Origin of the sequence: Streptomyces sp. NPDC058401 (genome assembly GCF_042722885.1) — a bacterium.
Taxonomy (GTDB): Bacteria; Actinomycetota; Actinomycetes; order Streptomycetales; family Streptomycetaceae; genus Streptomyces.
This window is the reverse complement of the sequence record NZ_JBHXKA010000013.1, coordinates 43,314-69,694: the sequence shown is the minus strand read 5'-3', so window position 1 is coordinate 69,694 and position 26,381 is coordinate 43,314. Positions and strand designations below refer to the sequence as shown.

Sequence of the window (26,381 nt, the reverse complement as noted above, 5' to 3'; positions counted from 1 at the left end):
GAGGCCCCTTGGGGCCCATCCTGGCTCGTCACCAATTTCGTGGCGAGCTCCAACTGCTCCCCCTTGCCCGTGCTGTGGACACGCCCTCGTACGGCACACGTGAGGTGCGGGGCACTTCGGGCAGACGCACCATGACCGAGGAGCGGACCGCACCGACGAGAGAAGGAGCCCGGCATGCCCCGAGGATCCAGCCCCAAGCGCGAGCGCCAGTACGAGCACATCAAGGAATCCGGCGAGAAGCGCGGCATGTCGGAGGGCCGTGCGAAGGAGATGGCCTCCCGCACCGTGAACAAGGAACGCGCACGGTCCGGAGAGAGCAGGACGGCCAGCCGCAGCTCCACGCAGGGCAAGTCCGCCTCGCAGCGCGGAGGCGAGAAGTCCCACGGCGGCGGCTCCTCCGAGCGCACCAAGGACGACCTCTACCAGGAGGCGGAGAAGCGCGGCATCGAAGGCCGCTCGACCATGACGAAGCAGCAGCTAAAGAACGCCCTCGGCCACTGACCTCAGATCCGCCCCGCCCCACGGCGGGCGGGGCTCAGGTGCGGCGCCCGGCATGGATGCGCCGCCGTCCCCGCGAACAGTGCCCGGCCGAGTCCGTAGCCACCCGGCCGGGCTCTCCCGTGCCGTCGCCCCCGGCCAGACCGGCAGCGGACGGCAGGCGCGCCCCAGAAGAGCCCCACCGGCCTCTGAAGACACGGCCTCGTCACGGAATCAGGACGCCGGGGTAATGGCCCGGCGTCCTGCTCGGAGCTCTGACAGCAGCCGTCCGGCGTCGGTGAGGAGCGTGCCCCGTAGCGCCGGCGCCCGGGGTGCGGTCCTCTCGGCCTCCTCCTGTATTCGGTCGAGTTCCGCCTCGGCCTCACCGATCAGGCAGTCGACCCGATCGGTGTCCGTGCGGGCCGCCCGGCCCAGCTCGTCCATAGCCAGGGCAGCCGTCCGGAGCACGGAGCTGAATCCGTGGCGGAAGCCGCCCGTTCTCGACCTCCGCGTACGCCCAGCACGCCCAGGCCCGCAGCCACCGCCTCCCGCACCTCGGGCTGGTCCTCGCCGATCTCCCCGGTGAAGACGAGGGCGTCGATCCGGTCCAGGGAGGACGCGACGCCCGCCACTCCCCGGCGGACGCCCAGGGTGAACACGTCGAGAGCGAGGGCCGCGTCGGCGTCGCCGGCCTGCCGGGCACGAACCAGCTCGCGGGTGTCCCCCGAGGAGCCCGACACCCCGAGGAGGCCCGACTCGCGCATCAGCACCTCGGCCAGCCGCCGCGGCGCCATGCCCGTCCCGGTCTGCAGCCAGAGGAGCATGCCGGGGTCGAGGCTGCCGCTGCGGCTGCTCATCGGGAGTCCTTCCAGTGGGGTCATCCCCATGGTGGTGTCGACGCTCACGCCGTCGCGGACGGCGCAGGCGGAGCAGCCGCCGCCCAGGTGGGTGAGGACCAGCTGGAGTTCCGTGGCGGGCCGGCCGAGCAGCTCGGCGGTACGTCGCAGCGTGTAGGCGTAGGAGAGACCGTGGAAGCCGTACCGGCGCAGGCCGTGCCTTCGTGTCAGTTCCTTGGGAAGGGCGTACGTTCGGGCGGGCTCGGGCAGGCCGTCGTGGAAGGCGGTGTCCGGGCAGACGACGTGCGGGAGGTCCGGCAGGAGCCGGCGGGCGGCGTCCAGGGCGGCCAGCGCAGGCGGGACGTGGAGCGGAGCAAGGCCGACGCCGGCCTCCAAGGAGCTCCGGACCGCGGAGTCCACGAGAGTGGGACGGCGGACGTCCGGTCCGCCGTGGACCAGCCGGTGGCCGCAGGCCGTCACCGCGGGGGCCCGCGCGAGGAACTCCCCGATCGCGGCGGTGGCCCCGCTGTCGGGCGGCCCGTCCAGGTCATGCCGGGCGAGTACCTCGTCGTGGTCGTCCACGACGGCGAGGTGGAAGCTGGCGGAGCCCGCGTCGAGCACCAGGACGGGGCCGGTCACGACCCCCACTTCCATTCGGTGATCTCCGCCGGGTCCACACCGGTGCTGCGCAGTTCCTTCAGGAGTTGGTCCCGGTGGTCCGCGTACCGCGCGGCGAGGCGGCCGGCCCTGCCCGCGTGGGCGGGAAGGTGCTTCAGGACGGCGGCGGCGATGTCCTGGCGGGTCGTTCCGTTGAGTGCGAGCAGGTCGTACGGGGTGGTCGTGGTTCCTTCTTCGACGTATCCCCGGACGTGGAAGCGGTCCGGGTTCGGCCGCCCGTGGAGGAGTTGGTGGACGGCGGAGGGGTAGCCGTGGAAGTCGAAGACGACGGGGGTCGTCCCGCCGAAAAGGGCCTGGAACTCCTCGTCCGGCAGGCCGTGGGGGTGCTCGTCCTGCGGTGCGAGCGCGCACAGGTCGACGACGTTGACGAAGCGGATCCGGGCATCGGGGAGGTCGCGGCGCAGGAGTTCGGCGGCGGCCAGCGATTCGACGGTGGGGATGCCGCCGGCGCAGGCGAGGACGACCTCCGGGTCCCGGCCTCCGAAGGTACTCGCCCAGGCCCAGGCCGACGCGCCGGCCCGGCAGTGCGCACGGGCGGCGTCCAGATCGAGCCACTGGGCGGCCTCGTGCTTACCCGCCACCACGGCGTTGATCTTTCCGGTCTCGTCCAGGAGCCGTTCCATCGTGACGAGGAGGGTGTTGGCGTCGGGCGGCAGGTAGACGCCGGTGACGGTGCTCTTCCGGTTCAGCAGGTTGCTGATGAATCCCGGGCCCTGGTGGCTGTACCCGTTGTGCTCCTGGCGCCAGCCCTCGCTGGTGAGGAGGTACGTGAGGCTGCTGACCGGGGCGCGCCAGGGGACCTCCCCGGACGCCTTCAGCCACTTCGCGTGCTGATTGGCCATGCTGTCGACGATGGCGGCGAAGGCCTCGTAGGTGGGGAAGAGTCCGTGACGGCCGGTGAGCAGGTAGCCCTGGAGCCACCCCTGGCAGTTGTGCTCGGACAGCATCTCCATCACCCGGCCCGACCGGGTCAGGTCCTCGGAGTATTCCTCGACCGGCCATTCGTACGCGCGGCCGCTGGCGGCGAGGACGGCGTCGAGCTTGTTGGAGGCCAGTTCGTCCGGCGAGACCATGCGGAAGTCCCGGCTCACGGCGGTGTTGCGCATGAGGTCGGTCAGCCAGCCGCCGAGGACCCGGGTGGGACTCTCCTTCACCGACCCGGGGCCGGCGGCGACGTCCACGGCATGCCGGGCGAGCGGCGGCAGTTCGAGCGGCCGGCGCAGCTTCCCGCCGTTCGCGGCGGGCTGTGCTCCGATCCTCGCGTCTCCTTCGGGGATCCCGGCGAGGACCTCCGGCACGGGCCGCCCCTGCGCGTCGAACAGCTCCCGGGGCCGGTAGGAGGCCAGCCACTCCTCGAGGGCCCGCAGCTGCACCGGGTCCTCGCGCGCGTCCGGGAGGGGCACCTGGTGGGCGTGGAAGGTCCCTTCGATCGCCGTGCCCTCGACCTCCGCGGGGGCTCCCTGCCCCTTGAGGCTCCGCAGCACGATCATGGGCCAGGCGGGGCGCACCGGCCGGTCGCCCGTACGGGCGCGCTGCTGGAGGTCGCGGATGACGGCGTGGGCGTCCAGTACGGCGGCCGTCAGAGGCTCCCCGGAAGGGTCGTCCCTGACGTCGACGATCCGGAGGTCCCAGCCGTAGCCGCGGAAGAGGTGCGTCAGCTCCTCGTCCGTCATCGTCGCGAAGACCGTCGGGGAGGAGATCTTGAAACCGTTCAGGTGCAGGAAGGGCAGGACGGCGCCGCAGGTCACGGGGTCCAGGAACTTGTTCGAGTGCCAGGCTCCAGCGGTCGGGCCGGTCTCGGCCTCGCCGTCCCCGACGATGCAGGCGACGATCCGGTCCGGCGCGTCCAAGGCCGCGCCGAAGGCCGTCGCGAGCGCGTACCCGAGCTCTCCGCCCTCGTGGAGGACTCCCGGTACGGCCGGGGAGAGATGGCTCGGGAAACCGTCCGGGGCGCAGTAGCGGCGCGCCAGCTCGCGCAGTCCGGGCCCGGTCCGGGCCAGGGCGGGGTCGTAGTCACCGTGCGTGCCTTCGAGCCACAGGTTGGCATGGAGCGCGGGCGCACCGTGCCCCGGCCCGGTGACCAGCAGGACGTCCGCGCCGCGCTCCCGGACGAGGGTGTTGAGTGCCTCGTAGACCGTGGTGATGCCGGGGCAGGTCCCCCAGTGGCCCAGAAGTCGCGGCTTGACGTGTTCGGGGCGCAGCGGCTCCCTGAGCAGGAGATTGTCCTGGAGGAAGATCGAGGCCGCCGCCACGTAGTCGGCGGCCCGCGCGTAGGGGCTCCGGGCCTTCTGACGCGGCTGTGCGGAGGGGATCACGGCGCTGCTCCGAATCCTCGGGAACGAACTGGGCACCCCTGCGCCTGCCCCGGCCGTCCCCTTCGAACCCGTCGTGATGCGGCACGCGGCCGGACGGCCGGCGGTGGGACGGGCGGCGGTGGGACGTCACCATGCGCGACGCCGGGTTTGGGCCGCGCAGCCGGGGAAGGCGCGAGGGGAGACGGAACGCGCCGGTCCGGCGCACGGGCGAACGGGAGCGACCGCCGATGTCCCGAAGTTCTGAAGTCCCGAGGTTCCGACGAAGGAATTCCGACGAAGGAAGTGAGACTCCATGCGCATCGCGTTTCTGACCGCCCCCGAAGGTGTCGAGGAAGTCGAGCTCACCGCACCCTGGCAGGCCGTCGAGGCGGCCGGCTGGAACCCGCAGCTCGTATCGACGGAGCCCGGGCGGGTCCAGGCCTTCAACCACCTCGACAGGGCCGGCACCTACCCCGTCGACCACCTGCTGGCGGGCGACACCTCGGACGCCTTCGACGCACTCGTGCTGCCCGGCGGCGTCGCCAATCCGGACGCGCTGCGCACCAACGAGCGGGCCGTCGGGTTCGTCCGGAGCTTCTTCGAAGCCGGCAAGCCGGTTGCGGCCATCTGTCACGCGCCGTGGACCCTGGTGGAGGCCGGTGTTCTGCGCGGCCGCACCCTCACCTCCTGGCCGAGCCTCGCGACCGACATCCGCAACGCGAGCGGCACCTGGGTCGACGAGGAGGTACGGGTGTGCCGTGCGACCCCGGCGACGCTCGTCACCAGCCGCAAGCCCGATGACCTCGACGCCTTCTGCGCCACCCTCGTGAAGGAGTTCGATCTCGTACGACACTGACCTCGTACGACACTGACGGCCGCCGAGGTGTGCCCGTCCGAGGTGACGTCACCTCGGACGGGCACGTCACCTCAGGAGCTGTGCGTCGCGCTCCGCCTCCGACGGCGACCCAGGTGTCAGGTGGTAGACGGCGAAGGCCCTCTCGATGACGGGCATGGCGACGTTGCGCACCCGAACTCCTCCGGCGGTCATGCCGTGTTCCGTGCCGAGGTGGGCGTGTCCGTGGACCGCGAGATCGGCTCCGGCCCCGTCCATCGCCTCGGCCAGGAGGTAGCTGCCGAGGAACGGATAGATCTCGACGGGCTCGCCGGCCAGCGTGTCCGGCACCGGCGAGAAGTGCGTCAGCGCGATCCGCAGGTCGCAGCCCTCGTCCGCGAGTTCGTGCAAAGCCCCTTCGAGGCCCTGCGCGCAGCGCTGGGTGAGGCGGATGAACGCCTTCATCTCCGGCTCGCCGAAATCGCTGCCGCTGCGCCCCGCGAATCCTCCGCAGAAGCCCTTGGTGCCCGCGATGCCGACCCGTTGGCCCCGGACGTCGAGGACCAGTCCGCTGCCCTCCAGGACGTGGACGCCGCAGGAGGTGAGCTCCCGGGCCACGGCGTCCTGCTGGTCGCTCTGGTAGTCGTGGTTGCCGAGGACCGCCACCACCGGCACGGGCAGGTCCCTGACCTCGCCCGCCACCACCCGGGCCTCCTCCGCCGTCCCGTGCCGGGTGAGGTCACCGGCGAGCAGCAGCAGGTCGGCGCAGTCTCCGAGAGTCTCGAAGGCCGGCCGCAGGGTTCCCCGGCTGTCCGGTCCGAGGTGGATGTCCCCGACGGCGGCGACGCGGATCACGAGAGCTCCTCCGGACGAGGGGACAGATGCGGACGGTTCACCGTCAGGTCCGCCTGCCAGGGGACGCCCTCGAACTCCTCGGCCGCCGCGCGCAGGACGGCCGCGCGGCAGGCGTCGCTGCAGACGCTCCCCCGCACGACGGCGTGCGCACCGTGCACGTCGATCCGCAGGCCGAGTTCGGCGATGTCCTCCCGGGCCAGGCGGGCTCGCAGGTGCTCGATGCGGTACTCGATGAAGTCTGCCGAGCTCATGACGTATCCCCTCCGCGGTCCGTCCGGTTGATGATCTTGAGGCGTTCAAGGGCGTAAAGGAAGGCGTCCGCCAGGGGATCCGCGCGGTGGTCGCCGTCGAGGCGGGGCCAGTCGATCTGCTCGCGCAGCATGCGGGCCATCGGGAGGAGGTCGCCGAAGTCGCAGTAGTGCTCGCAGAGTGCGGCGAGCCTGCTGTCCATGAGGTCCGTGGGGGCCAGGACGGGCATCCATACCGAGTCGACCACCCTTGCCTCGGCCCGCTCCAGGAGTTCACCGCTGACGGGGCGGCGGGCCAGCTCGAAGATCAGGTCGATCTCCTCGCCTCCGGAACGGCCCTTCACCAGCCAGTCCTCGGGGGCGCGCCGCATCTCGATCCCTCCGGCGGCCAGCGCCTCGATCGCCGCGTCGGCGTCCTCGGGGCGCACACAGAAGTCGGTGTCGTGCTGGAAGTTCGCCGGCAGGCCGTGGGCGAAGGCTGCCACGCTGCCGGCCAAGGCGAACGGCAGACCCGATGCCTTGAGGAGTGCGGCCACCCGTTTGGTGGTCTGCAGGATCGCCTGGGTGTGGTCCTGCGGCAGGCTCCCGTCCGCGGCCACCCCGCCGGTCACCTCCCGCGGGGTTCCGAGGTCCAGGGGCAGAACCGCGCCGGTATCCACAAACCGCTCCTTCCACCAAGGGGATCACTGGTCCGCACGCCAGGCGTCTGACCCGTTTGTTCCCGCCGAAACGCACTGAAGGCCGCCGTGCGGCTGCGGACCAGCACCCCCCACGCGCCCGGCTGGAGCCGGATCCGCCACGGCCGCGGACTCGGGTACCCGGACGCGGACGGGACGCGCCTGGTCGCGGCGGACCGGAGGCGGGTCCTTGCCCTCGCGAGCCCGCCGGGCGTGGCAGGACGTCTGGATCCGCTGCCCTTGTACCTCGCGGACGATCTCGGCGGCCGGGGCCCGACCCGCGCCGGGCGGGAGACGAGGGCGGTGAAACCGTCGCTCCCGCCCTGGGCCTTCTGCGCCCGGGCTCGGCCTGACGGACTCGGCCCGGATGTGTCCGTCCGGCGACAGCGGGTAGCCGCGGACCATGACGCCCTCCAAGTATTCCGCGGCCCGGTGGAACGACGACACGCTCGGCCTGCTCGCCCACGGGTACGCCTGGCTCCCCAACCGGATGCGCGGGACGATCGACGGCACGGTCAGAACCAGGCTGCTCGGCCGCCCCACCATCGCGCTGCGGGGCCCCGAGGCGGTGGCCTTCTTCTACGACGAGAAGCACATCGTCCGCGCCGGGGCCCTGCCCGACCCCGTACTGGGCACCCTGTTCGGGCACGGAGCCGTGCACACCCTCGACGGGGACCGGCACCGGATCCGCAAGGCCGTGTTCGCCACCCTCCTCAAGGACGGCTCCGGCGTCGCCGCTCTGGGCGGACACGTCAGCTGGCGGTGGCGCGAGGCGATGACCCGGCGGCGGGGCGACTCCTTGGTGCTCTTCGACGAGGCGGCCGGGGTGCTCGCCCGGGCGGTGTGCGACTGGACGGGCGTGCCTCTCTCCGACGCGGCGGTTGCCGGGCTGGCGCGGGACTGCACGGCCATGGTCGACGGCTTCGCGACGCCGGGCCCGCGCCATCTGCGCGCCCGCCGGGCCCGTCGGCGCCAGGAGGGCGCCATGGCCTCCCTGATCACCGAAATACGCCGGGCCCCGGAGGCGGAAGCCAAGCAGACGGCCCTGGAGACGGCGGCGTGGCACCGGGAGGCGGGCGGGAACCTCCCGGACGTCCGCACGGCGGCGGTGGAACTGCTGAACATCATCAGGCCGACCGTCGCGATCGCCTGGTTCGCGGCCTTCGCCGCCCACGCCCTGCACCGCTGGCCCCACCACCGGGACCTCCTGCGCTCCGACCGCGACGGCACCTACGCCACGGCGTTCGCGCACGAAGTACGGCGCTTCTACCCCTTCGCCCCGTTCGTCGCCGGACTCGCCGCACAGGACCTGACCTGGCGGGGCGAGGACGTCGCGAAGGACACGCTCGTCCTGCTCGACCTGTACGGCCAGAACCACGACGCCTCCCTGTTCGAGCACCCGTACCGCTTCGCCCCGGACCGTTTCGACCCGCAGCGGTTCGCCGCGCCCGGGAGCCCCGACAGCCCGATGCTGGTCCACCTCGTCCCGCAGGGCGGTGGGGACCGCGACCGCGGCCACCGCTCCCCCGGCGAGGAGATCACCGTGACCGCGCTCGCGACCATCGCCGGGGAGCTGGCGCGGATGGAGTACGACGTCCCCGCGCAGGACCTGACCATCCCCCTCTCCCGCGTGCCGACCCGCCCCCGCAGCGGTTTCGAGTTGAGGCCCGGTCCCGACGCGCCCCGCAAGCAGCCCGCGCCCGACCGCGAACCGCACGCCGGCCCCGACCCGATCGAAGCCACCCCCGCCTCGATCCTCAAGGGCGGCGACAGCGACCGCACGGGGACGGTCCACCAGGGACCGAAGGCCAAGATCCAGGAGATCCTGCCGGGGCGCGGGCACCCCCATCACGGCGGCGAAGGAGCGTAACGGGCGGCGGCCCAGGAAGACTTCCCCCTTGCGCGTGCATGGATCGGCCTGCCGGGGCAGGTGCGCTGGGGACCCGTACACCTGAGAAGGGACGGACACCATGACACGACCGAGGATCGTCGTCGTCGGCGCGGGCTTCGCCGGCGTCGCCTGCGTACGCCGCCTGGAGCGGAAGCTGTCACCCGGGGAGGCCGAGATCCTGCTGGTCACTCCGCTCTCCTACCAGCTCTACCTGCCCCTGCTGCCGCAAGTGGCCTCAGGGGTACTCACTCCCCAGTCCGTGGCGGTGTCGCTGCGCCGCAGCCAGCGCTACCGCACCCGGATCGTGCCCGGCGGAGCGGTGGGCGTCGACACCCGGGCCAAGGTCTGCGTCATCCGGAAGATCACCGGAGAGCTGGTCGACCAGCCGTACGACCACCTCGTACTTGCCCCGGGCAGCGTGACCCGCACCTTCGACATCCCGGGCCTGACGGAGCACGGCCGCGGCATGAAGACGCTGGCCGAGGCCGCTCACCTGCGCGACCACGTCATCGCCCAGCTCGACCTGGCCGACGCCGCCGCACCGGGCTCGGCGGAGCGGGCCTCCCGGCTCGGCTTCGTCGTGGTCGGCGGCGGATACGCGGGCACCGAGACGGCCGCGTCCCTGGAGCGGCTCACCACGAACGCGGTGAGCCGCTACCCCCGGCTGGACCGGCGCGAGATCACCTGGCACCTCGTGGACGTGGCCCCGAAGCTGATGCCCGAGCTCGGCCACCGGCTGGGCCGGGCCGCCCTCGACGTACTGCGCGGCCGTGGCATCGAGGTCGCGCTCGGGGTCTCCGTCGCGAAGGCGGGCCCCGAGGACGTCACGCTCACCGACGGGCGCGTGCTGCCCTGCCGCACCCTCATCTGGACGGCCGGTGTCGCCGCGAGCCCGCTCATCGCCACGCTGGGAGCCGAGACCGCCAAGGGCGGCCGGCTCGTCGTCGCTCCGGATCTGCGGGTGCCGGGGGCGGAGGGCGCGTTCGCGCTCGGTGACGCCGCCGCCGTACCCGACCTGGCCGGCGGCGGGGACGGTGCGGTGTGCCCGCCCACCGCGCAGCACGCGGAGCGCCAGGGCAGGATCGCCGCCGACAACCTCGTCGCGACGCTGCGGGGCACTCCGCTGCGTCCGTACGTCCACAAGGACCTCGGACTGGTCGTGGACCTCGGCGGCCGCGACGGCGTCTCCCGCCCGCTCGGCATCGACCTGCGCGGCATGCCCGCCCAGGCCGTGGCCCGGGGGTACCACTGGGCGGCACTGCGTACCGGCGCCGCGAAGACCCGGGTGATGACGAACTGGCTCCTCAACGCCGTGGCCGGTGACGACTTCGTCCGGACCGGCTTCCAGACGTACAAGCCGGGAACGCTGCGCGACTTCGAGTACACGGACCAGTACCTCACCCCGGAGCAGGTACGGGCCCACACGGCTGCGGGCGACGGGGCCTGACCGTTCCGGCGAGCGAGATCGGCAAGAGGAAGACCCCGCCGTACTGGACATCTAGGGCACCGTGACCCAGCAGTCAGACCGGTGCAGAACGATCTCGCGGTCCACCCCCAGCTTCACCGCCGCCGCCACCCAGACCGGCCCGCCGGCCCCCGCCGTTTCCGGCGCCGTCGCGGTGGCCGCGGCCACCAGGGGCGCCGGGGCGCCGGTTCCCGTGGACCCGACGGCCGCCGCGAGAGCAGCGGGGGCGGCCGCTGCGGTCGGGCGCTGCCGCAGCAGCACGGGAACGCCTTCGTACGAGACCCCGGTCACCGGCCGCACCCGGCCGACGGGGACGTCCATCTCGACCAGGTCCCGCGCGAGGTCCTCGCCGGTGGACGCGGTCCGGCTGGACCAGGCCCTCACCGCCACCCGGTAGACCCACTCCCCCGCGCCCGTCTGCCATCGGCGCACCAGGCCCCCGCGGATATCGCCGTCAGGCAGCAGCACCCGCACCGGGGGAAGCGGCGCCCCGGTCGGTGTCCGGTGGGGCGCGGTCCGGACGCGCGGTGCCTGACCTGCCCTAACATCCATAGTCGATCGCATGTTCGAACGAATGCAAGCGGGGCAAGGCGCCCGGGATGCAGCAGCGGCTGACCTGTTGCAAGGAAGGTTGAGTGATTCTCAGCGAAGGTTGGTGACCGCAGGCTTCCCTGCCCAGTCGCTTCCGGCGCGGAATTTTCCGGCGGTCGCTAGTGTCGGCCCATGTCCAGTCCTGGAGACGTGCCGCCGGAGATCCTGAACCGGTCGCGGTCGATCTGCCTGCAGCTGCCCGAGTCGTACGAGGAACCAGCCTGGATCGGCGTGCGCTGGCGGATCCGTACGCGGACGTTCGTCCATGTCTACACGCCGGACGTGGATCGCTACCCGGTCTACGCCTCGTATGCGACCGCAGATCAGGAACTGGTCGTGATGACTTTTCGGGTACCCGTCGACGACCTGCTCGGCCTGACCGCCGGTGGGTTCCCGTTCCTCCGTGCCGACTGGGGCCATAACGTCGTCGCCGTCGTTCTCGGTGACCACACCGACTGGACCGAGCTTGCGGAACTGATCACCGACAGCTACCGCGAGATGGCCCCGAAGTTCCTCGCCGCGCGGGTCCCCCTCGTGCCACCGATCAGCTGACCGGCGGTGGGCCTCGTCTCCCGCTACAAGGACCGAATCCGCCAGAAGCAGCCGCTCAACCTTTGCCGAGAATCACTCAACCTTCATTGCGCCAGGTCAGCGGCTGCGCGGGGCCGCCGCGGCGGGACGGCGGCTACCCTCGGCGGGCCCGTACCGCGTCCGTGTACAGCTCGCGGGTCAGGTCCCCTTCGTCGACGCCGAGGCCGGCCAGGAAGGCGCGGACGTCCGCGAGCGGGGGGCGAGCCGCCGTACTCCAGAGCGGCCCGCCCCGCTTCGCTGTCTCAGACCGTCGGGGATTCCTTGACGTCGTGGCGGCCGTAGCCTCGCCCGTCCCCGTGCCAGTCCAGCAGTACAGCCGCGTCCGCGTACGCGGGGCCGGCACGATGGCTCGCCACCGGCGCGCGGTACACCCCGTCACGGTCCCCGCCCGGCGTCGCCCGCTCCAGTCGCTCCCGCAGGTCGAAGTCCCGCTCGACGACCACCGGATCGGTCCCCTTGCGGGACTCCTTGACCTGAAGGCGGATCTTCGCCCCGTCGAAGATCCGGGCATCCGTGCTGGCGTAGAAGGCGGGGCCGTCCCAACGGACCTCGGCGTGCGCAGCGGACCGAAATTGCCGGTGAACGCGCCCGGAGGGCGCCCGGCAATTTCGCCCGCAGGGCCGAGGTCGCCGCCATCACCGGGCTCACCACCACGACCGTCCACTCCGACGTCACCGCCGGACGACTCCCCCCGGGCATCGAGCTGCACGGGCGAGCCTGGTGGACCCGCGACACCGCCGAGGCGCGCGGTCCGGCCCGCGCAGTACAAAGGCCGCACCCCCCGGAGCAACCGACCGCGCCCCCGCCGCACACCACCCGACCCCCGAATCCCGGAAGTCGCCGCCGCGCTCGCCGCCGCTCAGACCGGACACGGGCCGGCCGTCACCGCCAGCACGCTCGCCACCCGCTACGGCATCAGCACCCGCACCGCCGAGCGGCTGCTCGCCAAGGCCCGCACGGCTGCGTAGGCGAGATCTGAAACTTGGCGACATCGCCATCGTCGTCAACGGGGTGCTCTTGTCCGGTGGCGGTTACATGGCGGCACCGTGAGTGCGGAGGTATGTGATCGGGTCGATGTCGCTGCCGTAGGACGCGGTGGTGCGGATCTCGAAGTGGAGATGGGGCCCGAAGAGTTCCCGGTCGGTCCCGACAGACCGATCTCCCGGCCCGGGGTGACACGGTCACCCACGCGGACATCGAGACGGGAGAGGTGCGCGTACTGGGAGAACAGGCCATCGTCATGCCGGATGACGACCTGGTATCCGTACGAACCCGCGGAGCCCGCTGCCACCACTTCCCCGGCGGCGACCGCGTGTACGGGGGTGCCGGTCGAGGCGGCGACGTCCGCCCCGGTGCGGAAACCGGAAGACCACGTCGCGCCGGGCACCCGCCAGGCGGTGGTCACCCGGGGACCGTCCACCGGGGTCACACACCCCGTACCCGCAGCAGGGGCTACCGCAGCAGCAGGGTCCGGGGCCAGGGCAACCCCCGGCGTGCTGTCGAGCCCGCCGAGGTGATCACCATGCGCACCTGGTTGGTTCGCCCAATACGGGGGGGGTGTTGTGCACAGGGTGGATCGCCCGAACGGCCAAAGCCCCAGGCCTAAAGAGTGATCCCAGCCCTACCACCCCTGGCGAAATACCACACCGCCGGCCTTCCTTCGGCCCGCGCAACCGGCCTCTGTCCACAGGCACGGAATTCTGTTCCGCCCGCACGGCTCCTCGACCGGAAGCAGCAACAGCCCGAGGTCGCTGCCCTCGCCCCCACCAAGCCGGCACCGCCACCCGGCCCTCCCAGCCCTTGCACTCCTCGCAGCCGCCGCCGGGGAGGGTTCCCGGGCAGTCGTACATGTGCGCATTTGAGTAATAGTCAAGACTTGTGGATCGGGTGCTTCCCTTGTTTCACAGAATCGTGATCAGCGACATGAGTGTTGCTGTCGGGAGGAGGCAGAGCAGCGAACTTACAGTCCAGTAGTGCCCGCCGTTCACAGTTCCCCTTTTCCGGCGCATCGCCGCATTGGCCGGCAGCCACAGAGCAAGAAGAACAGCCCACATAGGCACGAGGATCATCAGCCAAGGCAGCATGCCGTCGTTCTCGGTGGGCTCTCTTTGAAGGAAGCCACGCGGTTCCTCACTGGTTGAGTTGAGTACGACTTCGTTCGGTTGATGCTGTTCACCCAACTCCCTGTTCGGTGCGCTCGACAAGGTGACCGTTTTCGAAGCGGGCGCCGTTTCGGACGAGGGCGACGAGGTGGGGTGCGGTGATCGAGCGCCAGCGGGCCTGGGCGGACTCGGCGAGCTTGAACACCATCGCTAGGGCCGCGGCCGGGCTTCCGGCGCCGCGGGTGACCTTGGTCCGTAGCTTCACCGTGCTGAAGGTCGACTCGATCGGAATTGTCGTGCGCAGGTGCACCCAGTGCTCGGCCGGGAAGTCGTAGAACGCCAGGAGTTCATCGGCGCCGTCGGTGATCTTCTTGACGGCCTTGGGCCACTTCGCGCCGTAGGCCCGCCCGAAGTCCTCTACCGCTTTCTCGGCGTGATCGCGGTCCTCGGCGTTGTAGATCTCCTGCAACGCCCTCTTCCCACCGGGCTGGGCCGATTTCGGCAGGGCGTTGACCACGTTCCGGGTTTTGTGAACCCAGCACCTTTGATGCCTGGCCTGCGGAACACCTCGGCCAGGGCCCGCCACAGACCCATGGCTCCGTCGCCGACGACGATCTCGGGATCGCGCACGCCGCGCCGACGGCAGTCTCGTAGGAGGTCGGCCCAGGACTCGGTCGACTCGCGCAGGCCCTCGGCGAGCGCGATCAACTCCTTACTACCGTCGGTTCGCACGCCCATGAGGACCAGTACACATGAGCGGGCCTGGCCGGGGCGGACCCTGGGGCGGACGCCGTCGGCCCACACATACACGTAGTCAGATCCGGAGAGGTCCCGGTCCTGGAAGGCGGCGTGGTCATCGCTCCACTGCTTGGTCAGCCGGGTCACCGTGGACGACGAGAGCCCAGCGGCCGAGCCGAGGAACTGCTCCATCGCGGGCACGAAGTCGCCGGAGGGCAGACCGTGCAGGTAGAGCAGGGGCAGAACCTCGCTGCTCTTCGGGGACTTCCGGCACCATGGGGCGAGGATCTTCGACGAGAACCGCTTGCCCTCGCCCATCACGCCATCGACCCGCTTGTCGTTCACTCGCGGCGCCTTCACTGCGATCGGGCCGGCGGCAGAGGTCACCGTCCGCTCGCGATGGTGGCCGTTACGGACCACAAGACGGCGACCGGCCTCGTCCCGCTCGCAACCCAACTCGGCTATGTACTGAGTGACTTCCGCTTCCAGGGCCGCAGCGAGCATCCGACGGGCGCCCTCACGGACGATGTCGTCCATCAGGGAGCTGCTCTGCGTGGTGCCGTCCTCGTTGACTACGCTCAGCACGGGCGTGCCTTCCCGACCCGCGCTGCAACGCGGGCCTACTCGATGACCAGAAGTCGATCACTCGGGAAGGTACGCCCTCCGCGTTCCGCCAGGCACCCCTCCCGGGTCCGATCCACAGGTCTTGAGCATTGCTCTGCGCATTTCGGGGTCGGTGTCCATCTCAGCTCTCCAGTGGCTTGACAGCGAATCCCCACAACCACTGACATAGCCAAGGCGCTGCACATCCACGTGAACACCGTCGTCCAGCGCCTCGTCCGGATCGGCCGGCTCCTGGGCGAGGACTGGAACGCCCTTGCCCGCGCTCTGGAGCTCCAACTCGCTCTGCGTCTCCGCCTCTTGGCCGTCTCCGGCCCGGGCGCATGAGTATCCGTACTCATGCGTGAGCACTGCAGCGGTACCACGATGGATCGCCTGGACGGATCTTCATCGAGGGGGACGGCGGGCATGGGCGTGACGGTGGAGGAACAGGGCGGAGGAGGCGGCGGGACGGGGTGGCACGGGCGCGCAGGGCTGCGACCGATGGTCCGTCCCGCCGGCGTGGGCGCGCTGCTGGGAGGGCTGTGGATCCTGGTGGCCGTACTGCCCTGGGACTTCGACGACTTCTGCCGGAGCGAGGGCTGGGGGTGCCTGGGGTTCGCCCTCATGGTGCTGGCGGCCACACCCGTCGTGCTGGCTCTGCTCGGGTGGGTCGTGCTGCGGGCGGCGGGGGTCCGTCCTGCTTGGCGGGTGGCCGGAGTGGGGACGCTCCTGGGCGTGCTGGCCGCCGTCCTGTCCTCCCGGGCGGGTGGTACGGGCCCGTGGCTCTCGTTCGCCGCTCCAATCGTGCTGGCCGCGGCGTACGCGGCCGCGGCCGCCGTCGCGCTTCCCGGCGTCGGCTCGCCGCGGCGCTGGGGGGCGCTCGCCGGCGTCCTCGTACTGCTGTGGCCGCTGTCGGGCGTGCTCGGCGATCAGCAGGTGTCCGCGTACCGGGATCGGCAACTCGCCTCCTCCAAGGTTCCGTTGCTGGCGCCCGAGCTGGACGGCCACCGGTTGTACTTCGCGGAGGCCAACGAGTTCAGCGGGACGTTCGGCTACCTGATCCTCCCGTCGTCGGTCCCCACCAGCGCCGACGACCGGGAAGCTCTCGGGATCCGGGTGACCGTCGGACCGCAGCTGCCCGGTTTCGCGCCCCCGGAGGTGTGCCGGGTCATGAGCGGCAGCGCGGAGGAGTCCACGGGCCGGTGCGAGCTAGTGGCCCCCGAGACCTGGCGCGCGACCACGTACGACTCCGTCCGTTACATCGCGCGCCGCCAGGGCGTCATCGTGGTCCTCACCGGTGGTGGGCCCACCGTTCCCGAGAGCGACCTCCGGGCCATGGCCCAGTCCCTGGCGGTGCGCAAGGCCGGCTCCTTCCCCGACCGGTGAGGCGCCTACCCCGTCCCCAGGGTGACCGGGCCCGTCTCCTAGGCCAGGACGACCGCCTGGGGCGCGGTCGCGCAGGCTCAGCTTGGCGAAGATCCGGGCCACGTGGGTCTTCGCGGTGGCCTCCGCGCGAAGTCGGCCGTGGGCTTGGGTCAGGCGCTGCGGGGTGACGTTTTGTGGGCGCGGGCAGCGGTCTTTTTCGCCGCCGACTTCTTCTTGCCCGGGGCGTCGGTCTTGATCTCGTGGACGGTCGCGTCCTCCTGGCCCTGCTCGCCGCGGGCCGCCTTCGCCTCCTGCACCGACTTCTCCAGGGCGGCCATGAGGTCGACGACCTGCCCGCTGGGCGCTTCAGCTGGCTCAGGAGTCTGGGCCCGGACGCCTTGGCCGCGATGACGGCTTCGAGCGCCTCGCGGTACTCGTCGTGGAGATCCTCCATAGGGCGGCCCGAGAGCGCCTCGGTTAGGGCGACCGCAGCCCGCGCTGACCCACCTCGCACCAGGCAGGGAGGCGGAGTTCCTCCACTGGTCGCGGATCGTCGCTCGGCAGGCCGCTGACCCAGGCCCTTGTCGTCGACAGCGTTGGGGCCAATGGAAGTATTCAGCGGCGTCTCCACCCGAGCCACCACGCCCAAGACCGTATGTTTGCGCAGTTGTCGGCCACAGAGCGTACTACTGCGAATCGGTATCCAGAGCGGGTCACCTACGACAGGGACGCGGTGTACGCGATCCTCGACGAGGCCCTCGCCGTCCATGTCGGCTTCAACACCGATCTCGGCCCGGTGGTCATCCCCACCCTGCACATGCGGGTGGGTGACCAGCTCCTCCTGCACGGTTCCGCGTTCGGCCGGTTCATCACCACCGCCGCGTCCGGCGCACCGCTGTGCGTGACCGCGACTCTGATCGACGGCGTGATCCTGGGCCGGGCCTCCTCCCACCACTCGGCCGCCTACCGCTCCGCCATGATCTTCGGGACCGCCACGGCGATCGAGGACGAGCAGGAGCGCGCGGACGCCCTCGCCGACGTCGTGGAGAGCGTCATCCCGGGCCGCCTGTCCGGGCGGCATGCCGCCCGCCGCCCCAACGTCGAGGAAGCCAGATACACGGCCTGTCTGACCATGCCGATCACGGAGTTCTCGATGAAGGTCCGCGAGGGCTTCGCCCGGGACGAACCCAAGGACGACCACATCGAATCCTGGGCGGGCTGGATTCCGCTGACCACCACCCCCGGCACCCCCGTCCCCGACACGATCACCGGCGACCGCTTCCCCGCCCCCCACTACGACCCCTCGATCTACCGCTTCCGCCAGAACTGACCACCCCTCGTACGGAGAACCCCTGATGTGAGCACTCCCGAGGAACGACTGGCCGAAGCCGGCCACACCCTGCCGGCCATCGCCACACCCGTCGCCGCCTACACCCCGGCTCTGCGCAACGGCCGCTACGTCTTCGTCTCCGGCCAGTTGCCCACGTCGACGACAAGCTGATCCACGTCGGGAAGGTCGGCGCCGAGGTCACCCCCGAGCAGGCCACGGAAGCCGCCCGGCAGTGCGCCTTGAACGCCCTGGCCGCACTGAAGGCGGCCGTCGGGGACCTCTCGGCCGTCAAGCAGGTCGTCAAAGTCGTCGGCTACGTGAACGGCGACCCCTCCTTCACCTCCCCGCCCGCCGTCATCAACGGAGCCAGCGAACTGTTCGCCGCGGCGTTCACCGGAGCGGCCGGCATCCACGCGCGCAGCGCCGTCGGGGTCGCCATGCTCTCCCAGAACGCCCCCGTCGTCATCGACGTGCAGTTCGAGGTCTGAGCCCCACATGCCGAACGCACCGTCCGGCAGCCAGGACCCGCTGGACGACTTCCGCGAAACGATGGCCCACCTCGTCTCCGGGGTGGCCGTCGTCACCGCGAGCAGCCCCGAGGGGCAGCCCGGCGGGCTCCTGGTTTCCTCGATCACCTCGTACGGCACGGACCCCGCGACCGTCATGCTGGCGGTCAGCCGCACCGCACGGACCTACGACCTCCTCCGACAGGCCGAAGAGTTCGGGGTGCACCTGCTGGCATCCGACCAGACGGAACTCGCCGGGATCTTCGCCGGCCACCAGACCGACAAGTTCGCGGACACCGAGTGGGAGTGGGACGCCACGGTGCCCCGAGTCAGCGGCGCACCCGGGCCGCCCGACCCCAGCCGCCTGCCCGGCTCCCGCCCGTACGCGTCCTGCTGCCCGACGGCGAGGTCACCGGCCGGCTCGTACGCCGGTGGCAGACCGACGCCGGCCAGTGGGTCTACACGGTCGCCCTGCGTGCCTGGTCCAGCCGCACCGCCAGCACCGGACAGGACATCACCACGCACCTGATCGAGATCGACGTCCCCGCCGACCGCTTACGCCCCGTCCCCGGCACGACGAGATAGACGGCGAACTGGGAGTTCTCGATCCGGCCGGCGGTGCCGGTTTACTGGCGCTGCACCCCGACGGTGTGAGTGCCCTTCTTCACGTCGCCGGTCTCGTCCACGACCAGCACCGCAGCATCGTCATGGAGATGTTCGACGACATACTCGCGCACGTCGTCACGGACGGCATCGGCGTCCCGGAAGGCTCGGGACAGCAGATGCTGCATCCCGTGGGTGGCCTCTCCGGCCCACTCGGCGATCGTCCAGCAGTCTTGCGCGGTAGGCCTGACAACAGTCCAAGCACCAACCGTACAGCGCGGCGCCGGGGTTCGACGCGAGCGAACCGGCCCCCTATCCGTTCCATCAGGCTTTCGAACGTTTCCCACCAGCGAGTTCCCTTGGGCGGGAGGTCACCGACGGGTGCCCCGCCCAAGGGTGAAGGCTCACAGGCCGGAGCCGCCGGTAGCGTCGATCACCTTGCCGGTGACCCAGCGTGCGTCGTCCGAGGCCAGGAAGGCCACGATGTCGGCCACGTCTTCCGGCCGGCCGACCCGGCCCAGCGCGGCCAGGGAGGCCGCGTGGGCTTCAGCCTCCGGGTTGCCGCGCAGCCAGCCCGCATTGACGTCCGTATCGATGATCCCGGGGGCGACCGAGTTCGCGGTGATGCCCCGGGCTCCCAGCTCCTTGGCGAGGTTGAGGGTGAGGTTGTCCAGGGCGCTCTTGGTGGCGCCGTAGGCGATGGCCTCCGGCATGGCGAGGTGAGCCGCGCCGCTGGAGATGTTGATGACCCGGCCGGCGTCGCGCAGTCGCTTCAGCCCCTCTTGCACGATGAAGAACGGTGCTCGCACGTTCACGGCGAAGACCTCGTCGAAGCCGTCCTCGGTCAGTGACGCCAGGTCCGCGCTGCGTCCTATGCCGGCGTTGTTGACGATGATGTCGACGACCGGCTCGGGTGCGTGGTGGCGGATCTGGGCGTCGAAGGCCGACCACAGGGCGGCGGCGTCGCCGCGATGGCCCAGCTCTGCGTGGAGGGCGAAGGCCCGTCCGCCGTCTTTTCGGATGCGCTCCACGACCTCGTGCGCCGCGTTCTCGTCACGGGCGTAGGTGAGCGCGACGACAGCGCCGTCCCGGGCAAGCCGCTCCGCGACGGCTCGCCCGATGCCCCTGCTGCCGCCGGTCACCAGCGCGATCTTTCCTTCAAGTCGCTGCGAATCCATGATGGTTGCCCCTCTTCCATTTGTTGAATGATCGACCAAAAAAGAAGGTAGCACGATTTCTTGGTCGAGCACTCTAAAATGTGACGCATGGCTGAGACACCCAAGCGCGGCCGCCCGCGCACCTTCGACCGCGCAGCAGCGCTGACCGCGGCCACACGCCTGTTCTGGGAGCGAGGGTACGAAGGCGTTTCCATCGGCGAGCTGACCGAGGCGATGGGGATCCGCTCCGGGAGCCTGTACGCGGCCTTCGGGAACAAGGAGTCCCTGTTCGAGGAAGTGGTCGACGCCTACGGCCGGTCACCCGTCGGGAGCTTCGCGGGCGTGGCGCTCCGCGAGGAGCCCACCGCGTACGGGGCGTTCGCGCGCATCCTCCGGGAGGCCGCGGTCATCTACCCGGACCCGGCCCACCCGGCCGGCTGTCTGGCCATCAGCGCCGCCACCAACGTCACTCCGCAGGATGCGCAGGTGCGGGTGTTCCTCCGCGATCTGCGCAACAAGAACGTGGACGCGTTCGAGGCCCGGCTGCGGGAGGCGCAGCAGGCCGGAGAGCTGCCCGTCGAGGTCAACCTCCGTGCCCTGGCCGAGTACTTCGCGACAATCCTCCAGGGACTCTCGCAGCGGGCCCAAGATGGCGCCACCGCCCACCAGCTGACCGCGGCAGTCGAACTGGCACTGACGGCCTGGCCGACGGCGCAACCCTGATCAGGTCACCCACTCCCATCAGCAAGATCACGATCTACAGCTGGAGTACCAACGGGCCGGGAAATCGTCTTCTCAATGTCGTCGAGGGCCGTGCCCTGCCCGCCCAGAAGGCCGGACGGCGATGACACCAGCACGATCCTGCCGGTCCTCTACAACTTCCTCATCCATGACGTCGCCGGGACCATCGTCGCCGGTGCCAACGACGCCGCCCGCTACCTCGACCTACCCCACGCAGAACAAACCTGAAGAACACGCCTGAAGACCAGAGCGACAAGCCTGACACTGCTGCCAGACACACCCCTTCCCACTCGTCCACAGACAGAGCCCCAGACACTCCCCACAATTCTCAATACATCTGCGGGACTCTCATCCAACTTGCGGCCCCACAGGTCAAGGCCCTCTGGCACCAGAAGCACCCCATCACCGAATGCCTCAATGGTCTGCAGCACCACAGGTCAAAGAGATGCCAAAAGACGGCCCTACCGCAACATAAATGAGAACGCACAACCGCTCCTTGGACCGTCTGGAACAGCACCCAGGAACCTTCCTGTCCGCATACTCCTGAAGCCGCCGCCATCAAGCCCCCCGCTTCGGCCGATCTGGCGGGGGGCCGGCGTCTGGATGGCGGTGGTGGCGCTGGAGGTCATGAGGGACGGCCGGGCTGCTCTGCGCTCCGAACGCGTCGGGCTAGGCCGTTTCTGATGGCTCTTTGATGAGGTCGCGGAGCCAGATCACGATGGCTGTTGTGGCCAGGGTTCCCTTGAAGATGTAGTCGCGTTTGTCGGCGGCGCTGCGTCGCAGCGATCAGGATTCCGAGCAGCACCGCAAGATCGGCCGCTCCCTCAGTGTCATCGGCCCAGCGTGTGGCTTGTAGCGGCTGCACTTGGTCGAGGAATACTCCATCGCGGGCAAGGACGAAGGCCAGCGCCAGCATGGCTGCGCGGGCGTTGCCGTCCTCGAACGGATGGAAGAACAGGACATCAAGGTAGGTCCGGGCGGCGCGTGAGGGGAGAGGCAGGTCCGGTTGAGTGCTCTCGGACAGGCAGCGCTCGAACCCGCCCTGCGTATCGGGTGTGAGGTCGTAGCGCTCCCGTCCGCCCTTCGCAAAGGCAGGCCTCGTGCGGAAACCGACGGAGGCACGACGCAGGACCGTCCGCTGCCAGTTCGCCATGAGGGCGAAGCTCAGCCGCTTACCCTGTTCCGCGTCGGCGAGAGCCTGATCGAGGGCGGTCAGGACCCGCTCGGTCCCTCCAGCATCGCGGCTGCCTCGTGTAGAGGTGAAGAAGTCCCGGAAGCCATTGCGCGGCGGTGCCCCCGCGTCGGGGCGAGTGCCGCTCCAGCACGGCCACGTGATCTGCGTGCGAATATGCAGCCAGTCGGCGAGAGCATCCGGCTGATGGCCAGGTACGGACCTCATGGGTTGCCGTCCAGGGTCCGGGCAAACCGCGAACTCACTGTGTCGACTACTACGACGTCCGGTGCAATCCAGCTGCCGAACCGGCCACCGATCGCGCTTTCCACGATCTCCTGGGCGCGCTCCTCGTCGATGCCGTTGTAGGCGAGGAACCATCCGAGGACTTGCTTGCAGTGCGTGTACCAGCCGCTCTCAGCGTGCGACCGGTCGGCCACGACAGTCACCAGGCGCGTGCAGGCCCGCTCCCAAAGCCAGGGGTCCACGGGGGACGAGGACACCTCTGACTGCGACGGCGGCGACAAGACAGAGAAGCGCTCCGCCAGATCCTCTATCCAGTCACGCCACTCAAGCAGAGCCGCGACGACCAGCGGGGCGGTCGCGTCTCCCGTCGTCACGGAATGGCTGGCACAGCACCACACGTCGACGACCCCGCCATCGACGTCGCCCTCACCCACCGCCCAGTTCCACCCACAGGCCCAACGGCCGTACCGGTCCGCCAGCAACTTGGTGACAGGGTCCATCGCGCGGAACCAGAGCGCTTCGACAGCGTCAAGGCTGGGCACCCAAGGTGCCACAAGCCCCGCCAATTCGTCCGCCTCATGCTCGTCCAGCTCGAACGGATGCCGCAAAGGATCCACTTCTGCCCAGGTAAGGGTGCGTGCCCACAGTTCGCTCACCACGCCACTCTGCCGTGCCCCGCCGTACGAACTCCAACCCATTACGGAGCGGAAGCACCACGACACTGAGCACCAGGCTTGAGATCGCATACGGAGTGGTTCAGAGAAGTGACCAGGCCGAAGATGATCGCGCCGGACCAGATGGGACGCATCGGCAGACCTCCGCTCACCCACCACCCTTCCAGCGTCGCACCACACGCACCGGCCCGCCCCCGCCCCCGTTACGCCGGACGATCCGGCCACCGGTCCCTACCGGCGGCCGGACAACGGCTAGCTGCGGCGCCGCCGAACTTCACCGAGCCGGGGAGAGGGCACTGTCCCGTCAGCTGGCCCGGTCGAAGGCCAGCACCGCGTTCGGGCAGCCTGCCGCATAGCGCAGCAGCGCCTCCCGCTCCGCCTGGTCCACCGACAGCGCCCACCGGTGCTTCGTGGCCACCCACTCACCGATATACCGGCAGTACACCGCCGGGGCCGGCATCCACGTCGCCGGATCCTGATCGGACTTCTGCCGGTTCGAACGCGCGGTGACCCCGACGAGGGTGACCTCGCTGCCGAGGTCGTCCGCGTACCGGCGGCGCCGCTCGGTCGTCCAGGCGTAGCCGCCAACTGGCGTGGAGTGCTAATCGAAGCGTGCGGTATTCCGCCAGGGTCTACGCCTGTCAGAGGCTGGCCTTGGCGAGGATGTGATCCATACGGGCTCTTGGCAGCAGGGGGTTGGCCGCAGCATCATCAGCGACCCTTGGTTCAGGGTCTGCCAGGAGCAGTTCCAGCAGGTCTGTGGGGATGTTGGGGTGTCGGGCTGTGCTGGCGCGCAGGAACGACTCGGCGCTGGCCGCGAGCTCCCGCAGGTCCGCAGGAGGGAGCTCAGGGTCTTTCAGCGCGAGGATGCGTACTCTCGGGTCCTGGTCTTCCACGAAGCCGCGCAGCTCGTGTCGCGGGAAGTTGGGGTGGTCCACCAGCATGGGGCGGATGTGGGAGAGGTCGCCGTGGGCGCGGAGCAGCCGCAGGAGGACCTGTGGCGGTGCGTCGGGTCGGTGGGCGGCCGCGCGGCGGACGGACACGTCGGGGTCGTCGTCCAGTTGCCGCCACGCATGATCCGGCAGGTCCCTGCTGGCCGCTACTTCTCGCCGGAACACCACATGCGGGCACTGCAGGTAGGTCAGCCGCTCGGCCAGCGGCGCGTCCCGCAGCCAATTCGGGCTGTAGGGCGACCAGTGGAGTGCGAGGCCCGCGTCGTCGCTGCCGGACTTGTCTTCGGCCTCCACCAGCGCGAGCAGCCGGTCGCGGGTCTCGGGGGCGGTGTGGCGGCTGTAGGCGACCGCGACGCGCACCTGCGGGTCCCCGCTGTCCTGCAGGTGGGTCACCATGTCGGTGGTCAGATGAGGGTTGCCGGCCACGGCGTGTAGCACCTCCTTGTCCCCGCTCGCCAGCAGCTGCGTGAACTGGTCGAATGTCAGCGGGATACGACGAGCGATATTGGCCTTGACGGCAGGATCCGCGAGGCAGCGCTCGTAGTAGTTGTCAGGGACGCCCGGGTGCTCGGCTCTGGTGGCTGCAGCACGCACCCCGGGGTCCGGGTCGGTGAGCAGCGCCAGCTGCACGGTGATTGGCCGGTCCCGCCAGGTGGCTGCGACCATTGCGCGCACCTTGGGATCGGAGGCGGCCGCGAGCTCCGTCGGTATTCGGTCGTAGGCCTCGACCAGGTCCTCGATACTCATCGACACCCCGCGCTCCACCATGGTCCGGACAAAGTCCGCGTAGGCGTTGCGGATCGCCGGATCGGGGTGCTCGGCGATCCTGGCGCGCATCGCCGGGGAGACCCGATGCCCGTGCAGGCGCACTGCCGTATCGCTGCCGCCGTGCTTCAGCAGGGCTTCAGTCACCGCATCCGGTAACTGCCCCTTGCGCGTAGCCATTCCGTGTCGGCCAGCGGGGTGCACGGCCAACCGCACCATGACTTCGACTGGGGCGGCGGGATTTCTCCCCAGCCCGGACAGGTGCGGCTGCTTGAGGTGGACCATGTGGCCACGCTATCCGGACTGTCCGCTCAATCGGACAGCCCTGTCCACCCTCCACCATGGTCGGCCGTTGGCAGGCGGACGGCCCTCCGCTCGCCCGCCGCAGGGTCGCCCAAGTAGTGCTGGGCCTCGTTCGGCCACACCACGGTCCGCGGCACGACCCGAGGCAGATCCTCGGCATCGCCCGCCTCCACAACCTCGCCCTCGCCGGTTAACCGAGCGGGCAACACCGGCACGGCACACCCTCACGCATTTTCAAGATCGCTTACGGGACAACCTTCAGACCTCGACTACGTGGGCACCGGGTCCGCGCCGGCGGGCGGCCTGCCCGGCTGGTCGCTGACGGACGTGGCCGTCCCGGCGGACTTCACCGCCGCACTGGCGGTGGCGGAGCCCGACGCGATCACCGGGCCCGGCGTGATCACCCGGCCCGCCGCGCCAGGCCGTTGATCAGACCCAGCCCAATTTGGCTGCCCTGACGCCGAGTTCGAACCGTCCCGAGACCCCGAGCCGGGCCGTGATGTCGGCAACGATGCGCCGTTCGGTGCGGATCGACACCCCGAGCGCCCGTGCGATCGCCACGTCCTTCTCGCCGTCCGCGAGCATCCGCAGTATTGCGCGCTCCTGCGGGGTGGGCCCGACCGGCGGGCCGGCCACGGGGGCGTGGTCCTCCCAGGGCGCCGCGTCCTTCCAGTAGGCCTCGAAGAGGGCGTGCAGGGCCCGGATGACGGGAGGGCTCTGCACGACGACCGCGGTGGGCTGCTCCACCGTGGCCGGGTCCCCCGGGATCACAGCGACGCTCCGGTCGACGATGAGCAGGCGCATCGGCAGGGTCGGTGCGAGCCGGATCTCCCCGCCGCGCGCTCCGGCCCACTTCACGTAGTCGGAGCCGGCCCGGTCCTTGGTGATGCTCTGGAGGAAGAGGCTACGGAACTTCACCCCGCGCAGCATGGCCTGTTCGTTGAGCGGCTGTCCCGCCTCGATCGCCTCGGTGGCCAGGGATCCGACCGGCTGGAAGGAGAGCGCCTCCTCGGTGCAGCGGCTGGCGTAGGTCTCCATGCGGGTGCGGATCTGGTCGATGCCCTGGAGCACCACGGTGTTCTCCGGCAGGGGCCCGGTCCGGTTGGCCGCGTACTCGCTGGCGAGGATGGACAGCGTCGCGCGGGTCTGGGCGATCCGCTCCTGCCGCAGGGCCAGTTCCTGTTGTTCGTGATGGAGCATCATCTCCAGGCCCAGGTCGGGGCTTACCGCCCTGACGCTGTCGGGTTGTTCCCATGACGGGCGTAATAAGGAGAGCGAGATGAGCCTGTCGGTGCAGGCCCGGACCTGTGGTTCGGTCATGGACAGGCGCCGGGCGAGTCTGGCGCTGTCGTGCTCGTGGTGCAGGAGGACCGCTCGATAGACCGCGAGCGTTCCGGCATCCAAGGCCAGCGATTCACTCATGTGTGTCTCCCCGTGGCGCCGCAGGACAACGCCCGTCTCCCGGATCCGCCCGGCCGGCCGGGCAAGCGACCATCCCACGCTCGAGGTGTTCGGGTCTTGTAGGAAACGGCGTACGCGCCCGGCCTCACCGACAAGTGCCCCATGGCGCCGCTTGGTTGGCAGGGGGCTGCATGGCAGCGGGATGCAGATCACATCTGCTGACTGGGGTTCTGCCCGGTGCTTCTCTTGAGGCACGGCACCGCAGGCCCGGTCACGAGGACCGGCTCC

Annotated in this window: 26 protein-coding genes and 3 pseudogenes; 13 read left to right on the top strand and 16 right to left on the bottom strand. The window is 70.4% G+C overall.

Annotated features, from left to right (window positions below):
- Positions 1–174: 174 nt before the first annotated feature.
- A complete protein-coding gene (locus tag ACFWNV_RS07365; protein WP_383941885.1) occupies positions 175–501 on the top strand; it encodes a plasmid stabilization protein in 327 nt (108 codons plus the stop codon).
- A gap of 365 nt (positions 502–866) precedes the next feature.
- Here ACFWNV_RS07365 and ACFWNV_RS07360 read toward each other — a convergent pair whose 3' ends face one another.
- Together ACFWNV_RS07360 and ACFWNV_RS07355 are read right to left on the bottom strand one after the other, a co-directional pair.
- The gene (locus tag ACFWNV_RS07360) at positions 867–1,952 is read right to left on the bottom strand and encodes an acetate/propionate family kinase (RefSeq protein WP_383941883.1); all 1,086 of its coding nucleotides are present in this window, start codon (positions 1,950–1,952) and stop codon (positions 867–869) included.
- Positions 1,949–4,306 (bottom strand): phosphoketolase family protein, encoded by a 2,358-nt coding sequence (locus ACFWNV_RS07355; RefSeq protein WP_383941880.1) that lies wholly within the window; start codon positions 4,304–4,306, stop codon positions 1,949–1,951. The genes ACFWNV_RS07360 and ACFWNV_RS07355 overlap by 4 nt, the downstream gene beginning before the upstream one ends.
- A 292-nt stretch (positions 4,307–4,598) precedes the next feature.
- Between ACFWNV_RS07355 and ACFWNV_RS07350 the strand changes: the two genes are divergently transcribed.
- A complete protein-coding gene (locus ACFWNV_RS07350; RefSeq protein WP_383941877.1) occupies positions 4,599–5,141 on the top strand; it encodes a type 1 glutamine amidotransferase domain-containing protein in 543 nt (180 codons plus the stop codon).
- A gap of 66 nt (positions 5,142–5,207) precedes the next feature.
- On the opposite strand, the gene ACFWNV_RS07345 is transcribed toward ACFWNV_RS07350, so the two are convergent.
- Genes ACFWNV_RS07345 through ACFWNV_RS07335 form a run of 3 tightly spaced genes read right to left on the bottom strand, consistent with a single transcriptional unit; the run spans position 5,208 to position 6,879 of the window.
- Positions 5,208–5,972 (bottom strand): metallophosphoesterase, encoded by a 765-nt coding sequence (locus ACFWNV_RS07345; protein ID WP_383941874.1) that lies wholly within the window; start codon positions 5,970–5,972, stop codon positions 5,208–5,210.
- The gene (locus ACFWNV_RS07340) at positions 5,969–6,223 is read right to left on the bottom strand and encodes a hypothetical protein (RefSeq protein WP_383941871.1); all 255 of its coding nucleotides are present in this window, start codon (positions 6,221–6,223) and stop codon (positions 5,969–5,971) included. Before ACFWNV_RS07340 ends, ACFWNV_RS07345 begins: the two co-directional genes overlap by 4 nt.
- Complete coding sequence (locus tag ACFWNV_RS07335) at positions 6,220–6,879, bottom strand: nucleotidyltransferase family protein (RefSeq protein ID WP_383941868.1); 660 nt, start codon at positions 6,877–6,879, stop codon at positions 6,220–6,222. Before ACFWNV_RS07335 ends, ACFWNV_RS07340 begins: the two co-directional genes overlap by 4 nt.
- A gap of 421 nt (positions 6,880–7,300) precedes the next feature.
- Between ACFWNV_RS07335 and ACFWNV_RS07330 the strand changes: the two genes are divergently transcribed.
- Together ACFWNV_RS07330 and ACFWNV_RS07325 are read left to right on the top strand one after the other, a co-directional pair.
- Positions 7,301–8,767, top strand: a complete 1,467-nt coding sequence (locus tag ACFWNV_RS07330) for a cytochrome P450 (protein ID WP_383941865.1) — start codon at positions 7,301–7,303, stop codon at positions 8,765–8,767.
- Positions 8,768–8,867: 100 nt separating this feature from the next.
- Positions 8,868–10,235 carry an NAD(P)/FAD-dependent oxidoreductase gene (locus ACFWNV_RS07325; protein ID WP_383941862.1) on the top strand — a complete coding sequence of 456 codons (1,368 nt, stop codon included), beginning with the start codon at positions 8,868–8,870 and terminating at the stop codon, positions 10,233–10,235.
- A 51-nt stretch (positions 10,236–10,286) separates the two neighbouring features.
- Here the strand turns inward: ACFWNV_RS07325 and ACFWNV_RS07320 are convergent, their stop codons facing one another.
- On the bottom strand, positions 10,287–10,685 hold the full coding sequence (locus tag ACFWNV_RS07320) for a hypothetical protein (protein ID WP_383941860.1): 399 nt from the start codon (positions 10,683–10,685) through the stop codon (positions 10,287–10,289).
- A gap of 291 nt (positions 10,686–10,976) precedes the next feature.
- Here ACFWNV_RS07320 and ACFWNV_RS07315 point away from each other — a divergent pair, with 291 nt between their 5' ends.
- The gene (locus tag ACFWNV_RS07315; protein WP_383941858.1) at positions 10,977–11,396 is read left to right on the top strand and encodes an MmcQ/YjbR family DNA-binding protein; all 420 of its coding nucleotides are present in this window, start codon (positions 10,977–10,979) and stop codon (positions 11,394–11,396) included.
- A gap of 281 nt (positions 11,397–11,677) precedes the next feature.
- Here the strand turns inward: ACFWNV_RS07315 and ACFWNV_RS07310 are convergent, their stop codons facing one another.
- From ACFWNV_RS07310 to ACFWNV_RS07300, 3 genes and pseudogenes are all read right to left on the bottom strand, one after another.
- The gene (locus ACFWNV_RS07310) at positions 11,678–11,878 is read right to left on the bottom strand and encodes a hypothetical protein (RefSeq protein ID WP_383941855.1); all 201 of its coding nucleotides are present in this window, start codon (positions 11,876–11,878) and stop codon (positions 11,678–11,680) included.
- A gap of 560 nt (positions 11,879–12,438) precedes the next feature.
- Complete coding sequence (locus ACFWNV_RS07305; RefSeq protein WP_383941986.1) at positions 12,439–12,822, bottom strand: M23 family metallopeptidase; 384 nt, start codon at positions 12,820–12,822, stop codon at positions 12,439–12,441.
- A gap of 785 nt (positions 12,823–13,607) precedes the next feature.
- Positions 13,608–14,860: pseudogene (locus ACFWNV_RS07300) on the bottom strand (IS256 family transposase).
- Positions 14,861–15,046: 186 nt separating this feature from the next.
- Here ACFWNV_RS07300 and ACFWNV_RS07295 point away from each other — a divergent pair.
- Both ACFWNV_RS07295 and ACFWNV_RS07290 read left to right on the top strand, forming a co-directional pair.
- Positions 15,047–15,223 carry a helix-turn-helix domain-containing protein gene (locus ACFWNV_RS07295; protein WP_383941984.1) on the top strand — a complete coding sequence of 59 codons (177 nt, stop codon included), beginning with the start codon at positions 15,047–15,049 and terminating at the stop codon, positions 15,221–15,223.
- A 156-nt stretch (positions 15,224–15,379) separates the two neighbouring features.
- Complete coding sequence (locus ACFWNV_RS07290; protein WP_383941853.1) at positions 15,380–16,264, top strand: hypothetical protein; 885 nt, start codon at positions 15,380–15,382, stop codon at positions 16,262–16,264.
- Positions 16,265–16,413: 149 nt separating this feature from the next.
- Here the strand turns inward: ACFWNV_RS07290 and ACFWNV_RS07285 are convergent, their stop codons facing one another.
- On the bottom strand, positions 16,414–16,581 hold the full coding sequence (locus ACFWNV_RS07285) for a hypothetical protein (protein WP_383941850.1): 168 nt from the start codon (positions 16,579–16,581) through the stop codon (positions 16,414–16,416).
- A gap of 395 nt (positions 16,582–16,976) precedes the next feature.
- Here ACFWNV_RS07285 and ACFWNV_RS07280 point away from each other — a divergent pair, with 395 nt between their 5' ends.
- The 3 genes and pseudogenes from ACFWNV_RS07280 to ACFWNV_RS07270 all read left to right on the top strand — a co-directional run bounded on the left by ACFWNV_RS07280 (position 16,977) and on the right by ACFWNV_RS07270 (position 18,608).
- Positions 16,977–17,573, top strand: coding sequence for a pyridoxamine 5'-phosphate oxidase family protein (locus ACFWNV_RS07280; protein ID WP_383941847.1), 597 nt, complete (start codon positions 16,977–16,979; stop codon positions 17,571–17,573).
- Between the two features lie 27 nt (positions 17,574–17,600).
- Positions 17,601–18,061, top strand: a pseudogene (locus ACFWNV_RS07275) (RidA family protein).
- Between the two features lie 7 nt (positions 18,062–18,068).
- A complete protein-coding gene (locus ACFWNV_RS07270; protein ID WP_383941844.1) occupies positions 18,069–18,608 on the top strand; it encodes a flavin reductase family protein in 540 nt (179 codons plus the stop codon).
- 37 nt (positions 18,609–18,645) lie between these two features.
- Here the strand turns inward: ACFWNV_RS07270 and ACFWNV_RS07265 are convergent.
- Positions 18,646–19,007, bottom strand: a pseudogene (locus ACFWNV_RS07265) (transposase); the annotation flags it as partial.
- A gap of 79 nt (positions 19,008–19,086) precedes the next feature.
- Positions 19,087–19,860 (bottom strand): SDR family oxidoreductase, encoded by a 774-nt coding sequence (locus tag ACFWNV_RS07260; RefSeq protein ID WP_383941841.1) that lies wholly within the window; start codon positions 19,858–19,860, stop codon positions 19,087–19,089.
- 87 nt (positions 19,861–19,947) lie between these two features.
- On the opposite strand from ACFWNV_RS07260, the gene ACFWNV_RS07255 reads away from it, so the two are divergent.
- Positions 19,948–20,562: a TetR/AcrR family transcriptional regulator gene (locus ACFWNV_RS07255; RefSeq protein WP_383941838.1), complete on the top strand. Its 615-nt coding sequence runs from the start codon at positions 19,948–19,950 to the stop codon at positions 20,560–20,562.
- A 75-nt stretch (positions 20,563–20,637) separates the two neighbouring features.
- Positions 20,638–20,808: a hypothetical protein gene (locus tag ACFWNV_RS07250; RefSeq protein WP_383941835.1), complete on the top strand. Its 171-nt coding sequence runs from the start codon at positions 20,638–20,640 to the stop codon at positions 20,806–20,808.
- Between the two features lie 397 nt (positions 20,809–21,205).
- On the opposite strand, the gene ACFWNV_RS07245 is transcribed toward ACFWNV_RS07250, so the two are convergent.
- The 3 genes from ACFWNV_RS07245 to ACFWNV_RS07235 all read right to left on the bottom strand — a co-directional run bounded on the left by ACFWNV_RS07245 (position 21,206) and on the right by ACFWNV_RS07235 (position 24,674).
- Positions 21,206–21,979, bottom strand: coding sequence for a Fic family protein (locus tag ACFWNV_RS07245; protein WP_383941833.1), 774 nt, complete (start codon positions 21,977–21,979; stop codon positions 21,206–21,208).
- Positions 21,976–22,653, bottom strand: coding sequence for a hypothetical protein (locus ACFWNV_RS07240; protein WP_383941830.1), 678 nt, complete (start codon positions 22,651–22,653; stop codon positions 21,976–21,978). Before ACFWNV_RS07240 ends, ACFWNV_RS07245 begins: the two co-directional genes overlap by 4 nt.
- Positions 22,654–23,312: 659 nt before the next feature.
- Positions 23,313–24,674, bottom strand: coding sequence for a hypothetical protein (locus ACFWNV_RS07235; protein WP_383941827.1), 1,362 nt, complete (start codon positions 24,672–24,674; stop codon positions 23,313–23,315).
- 291 nt (positions 24,675–24,965) lie between these two features.
- Here ACFWNV_RS07235 and ACFWNV_RS07230 point away from each other — a divergent pair, with 291 nt between their 5' ends.
- The gene (locus tag ACFWNV_RS07230; RefSeq protein ID WP_383941824.1) at positions 24,966–25,121 is read left to right on the top strand and encodes a hypothetical protein; all 156 of its coding nucleotides are present in this window, start codon (positions 24,966–24,968) and stop codon (positions 25,119–25,121) included.
- Here ACFWNV_RS07230 and ACFWNV_RS07225 read toward each other — a convergent pair whose 3' ends face one another.
- The gene (locus ACFWNV_RS07225; RefSeq protein WP_383941821.1) at positions 25,122–26,114 is read right to left on the bottom strand and encodes a LuxR C-terminal-related transcriptional regulator; all 993 of its coding nucleotides are present in this window, start codon (positions 26,112–26,114) and stop codon (positions 25,122–25,124) included. It abuts the gene before it with no gap.
- Positions 26,115–26,381: the final 267 nt, after the last annotated feature.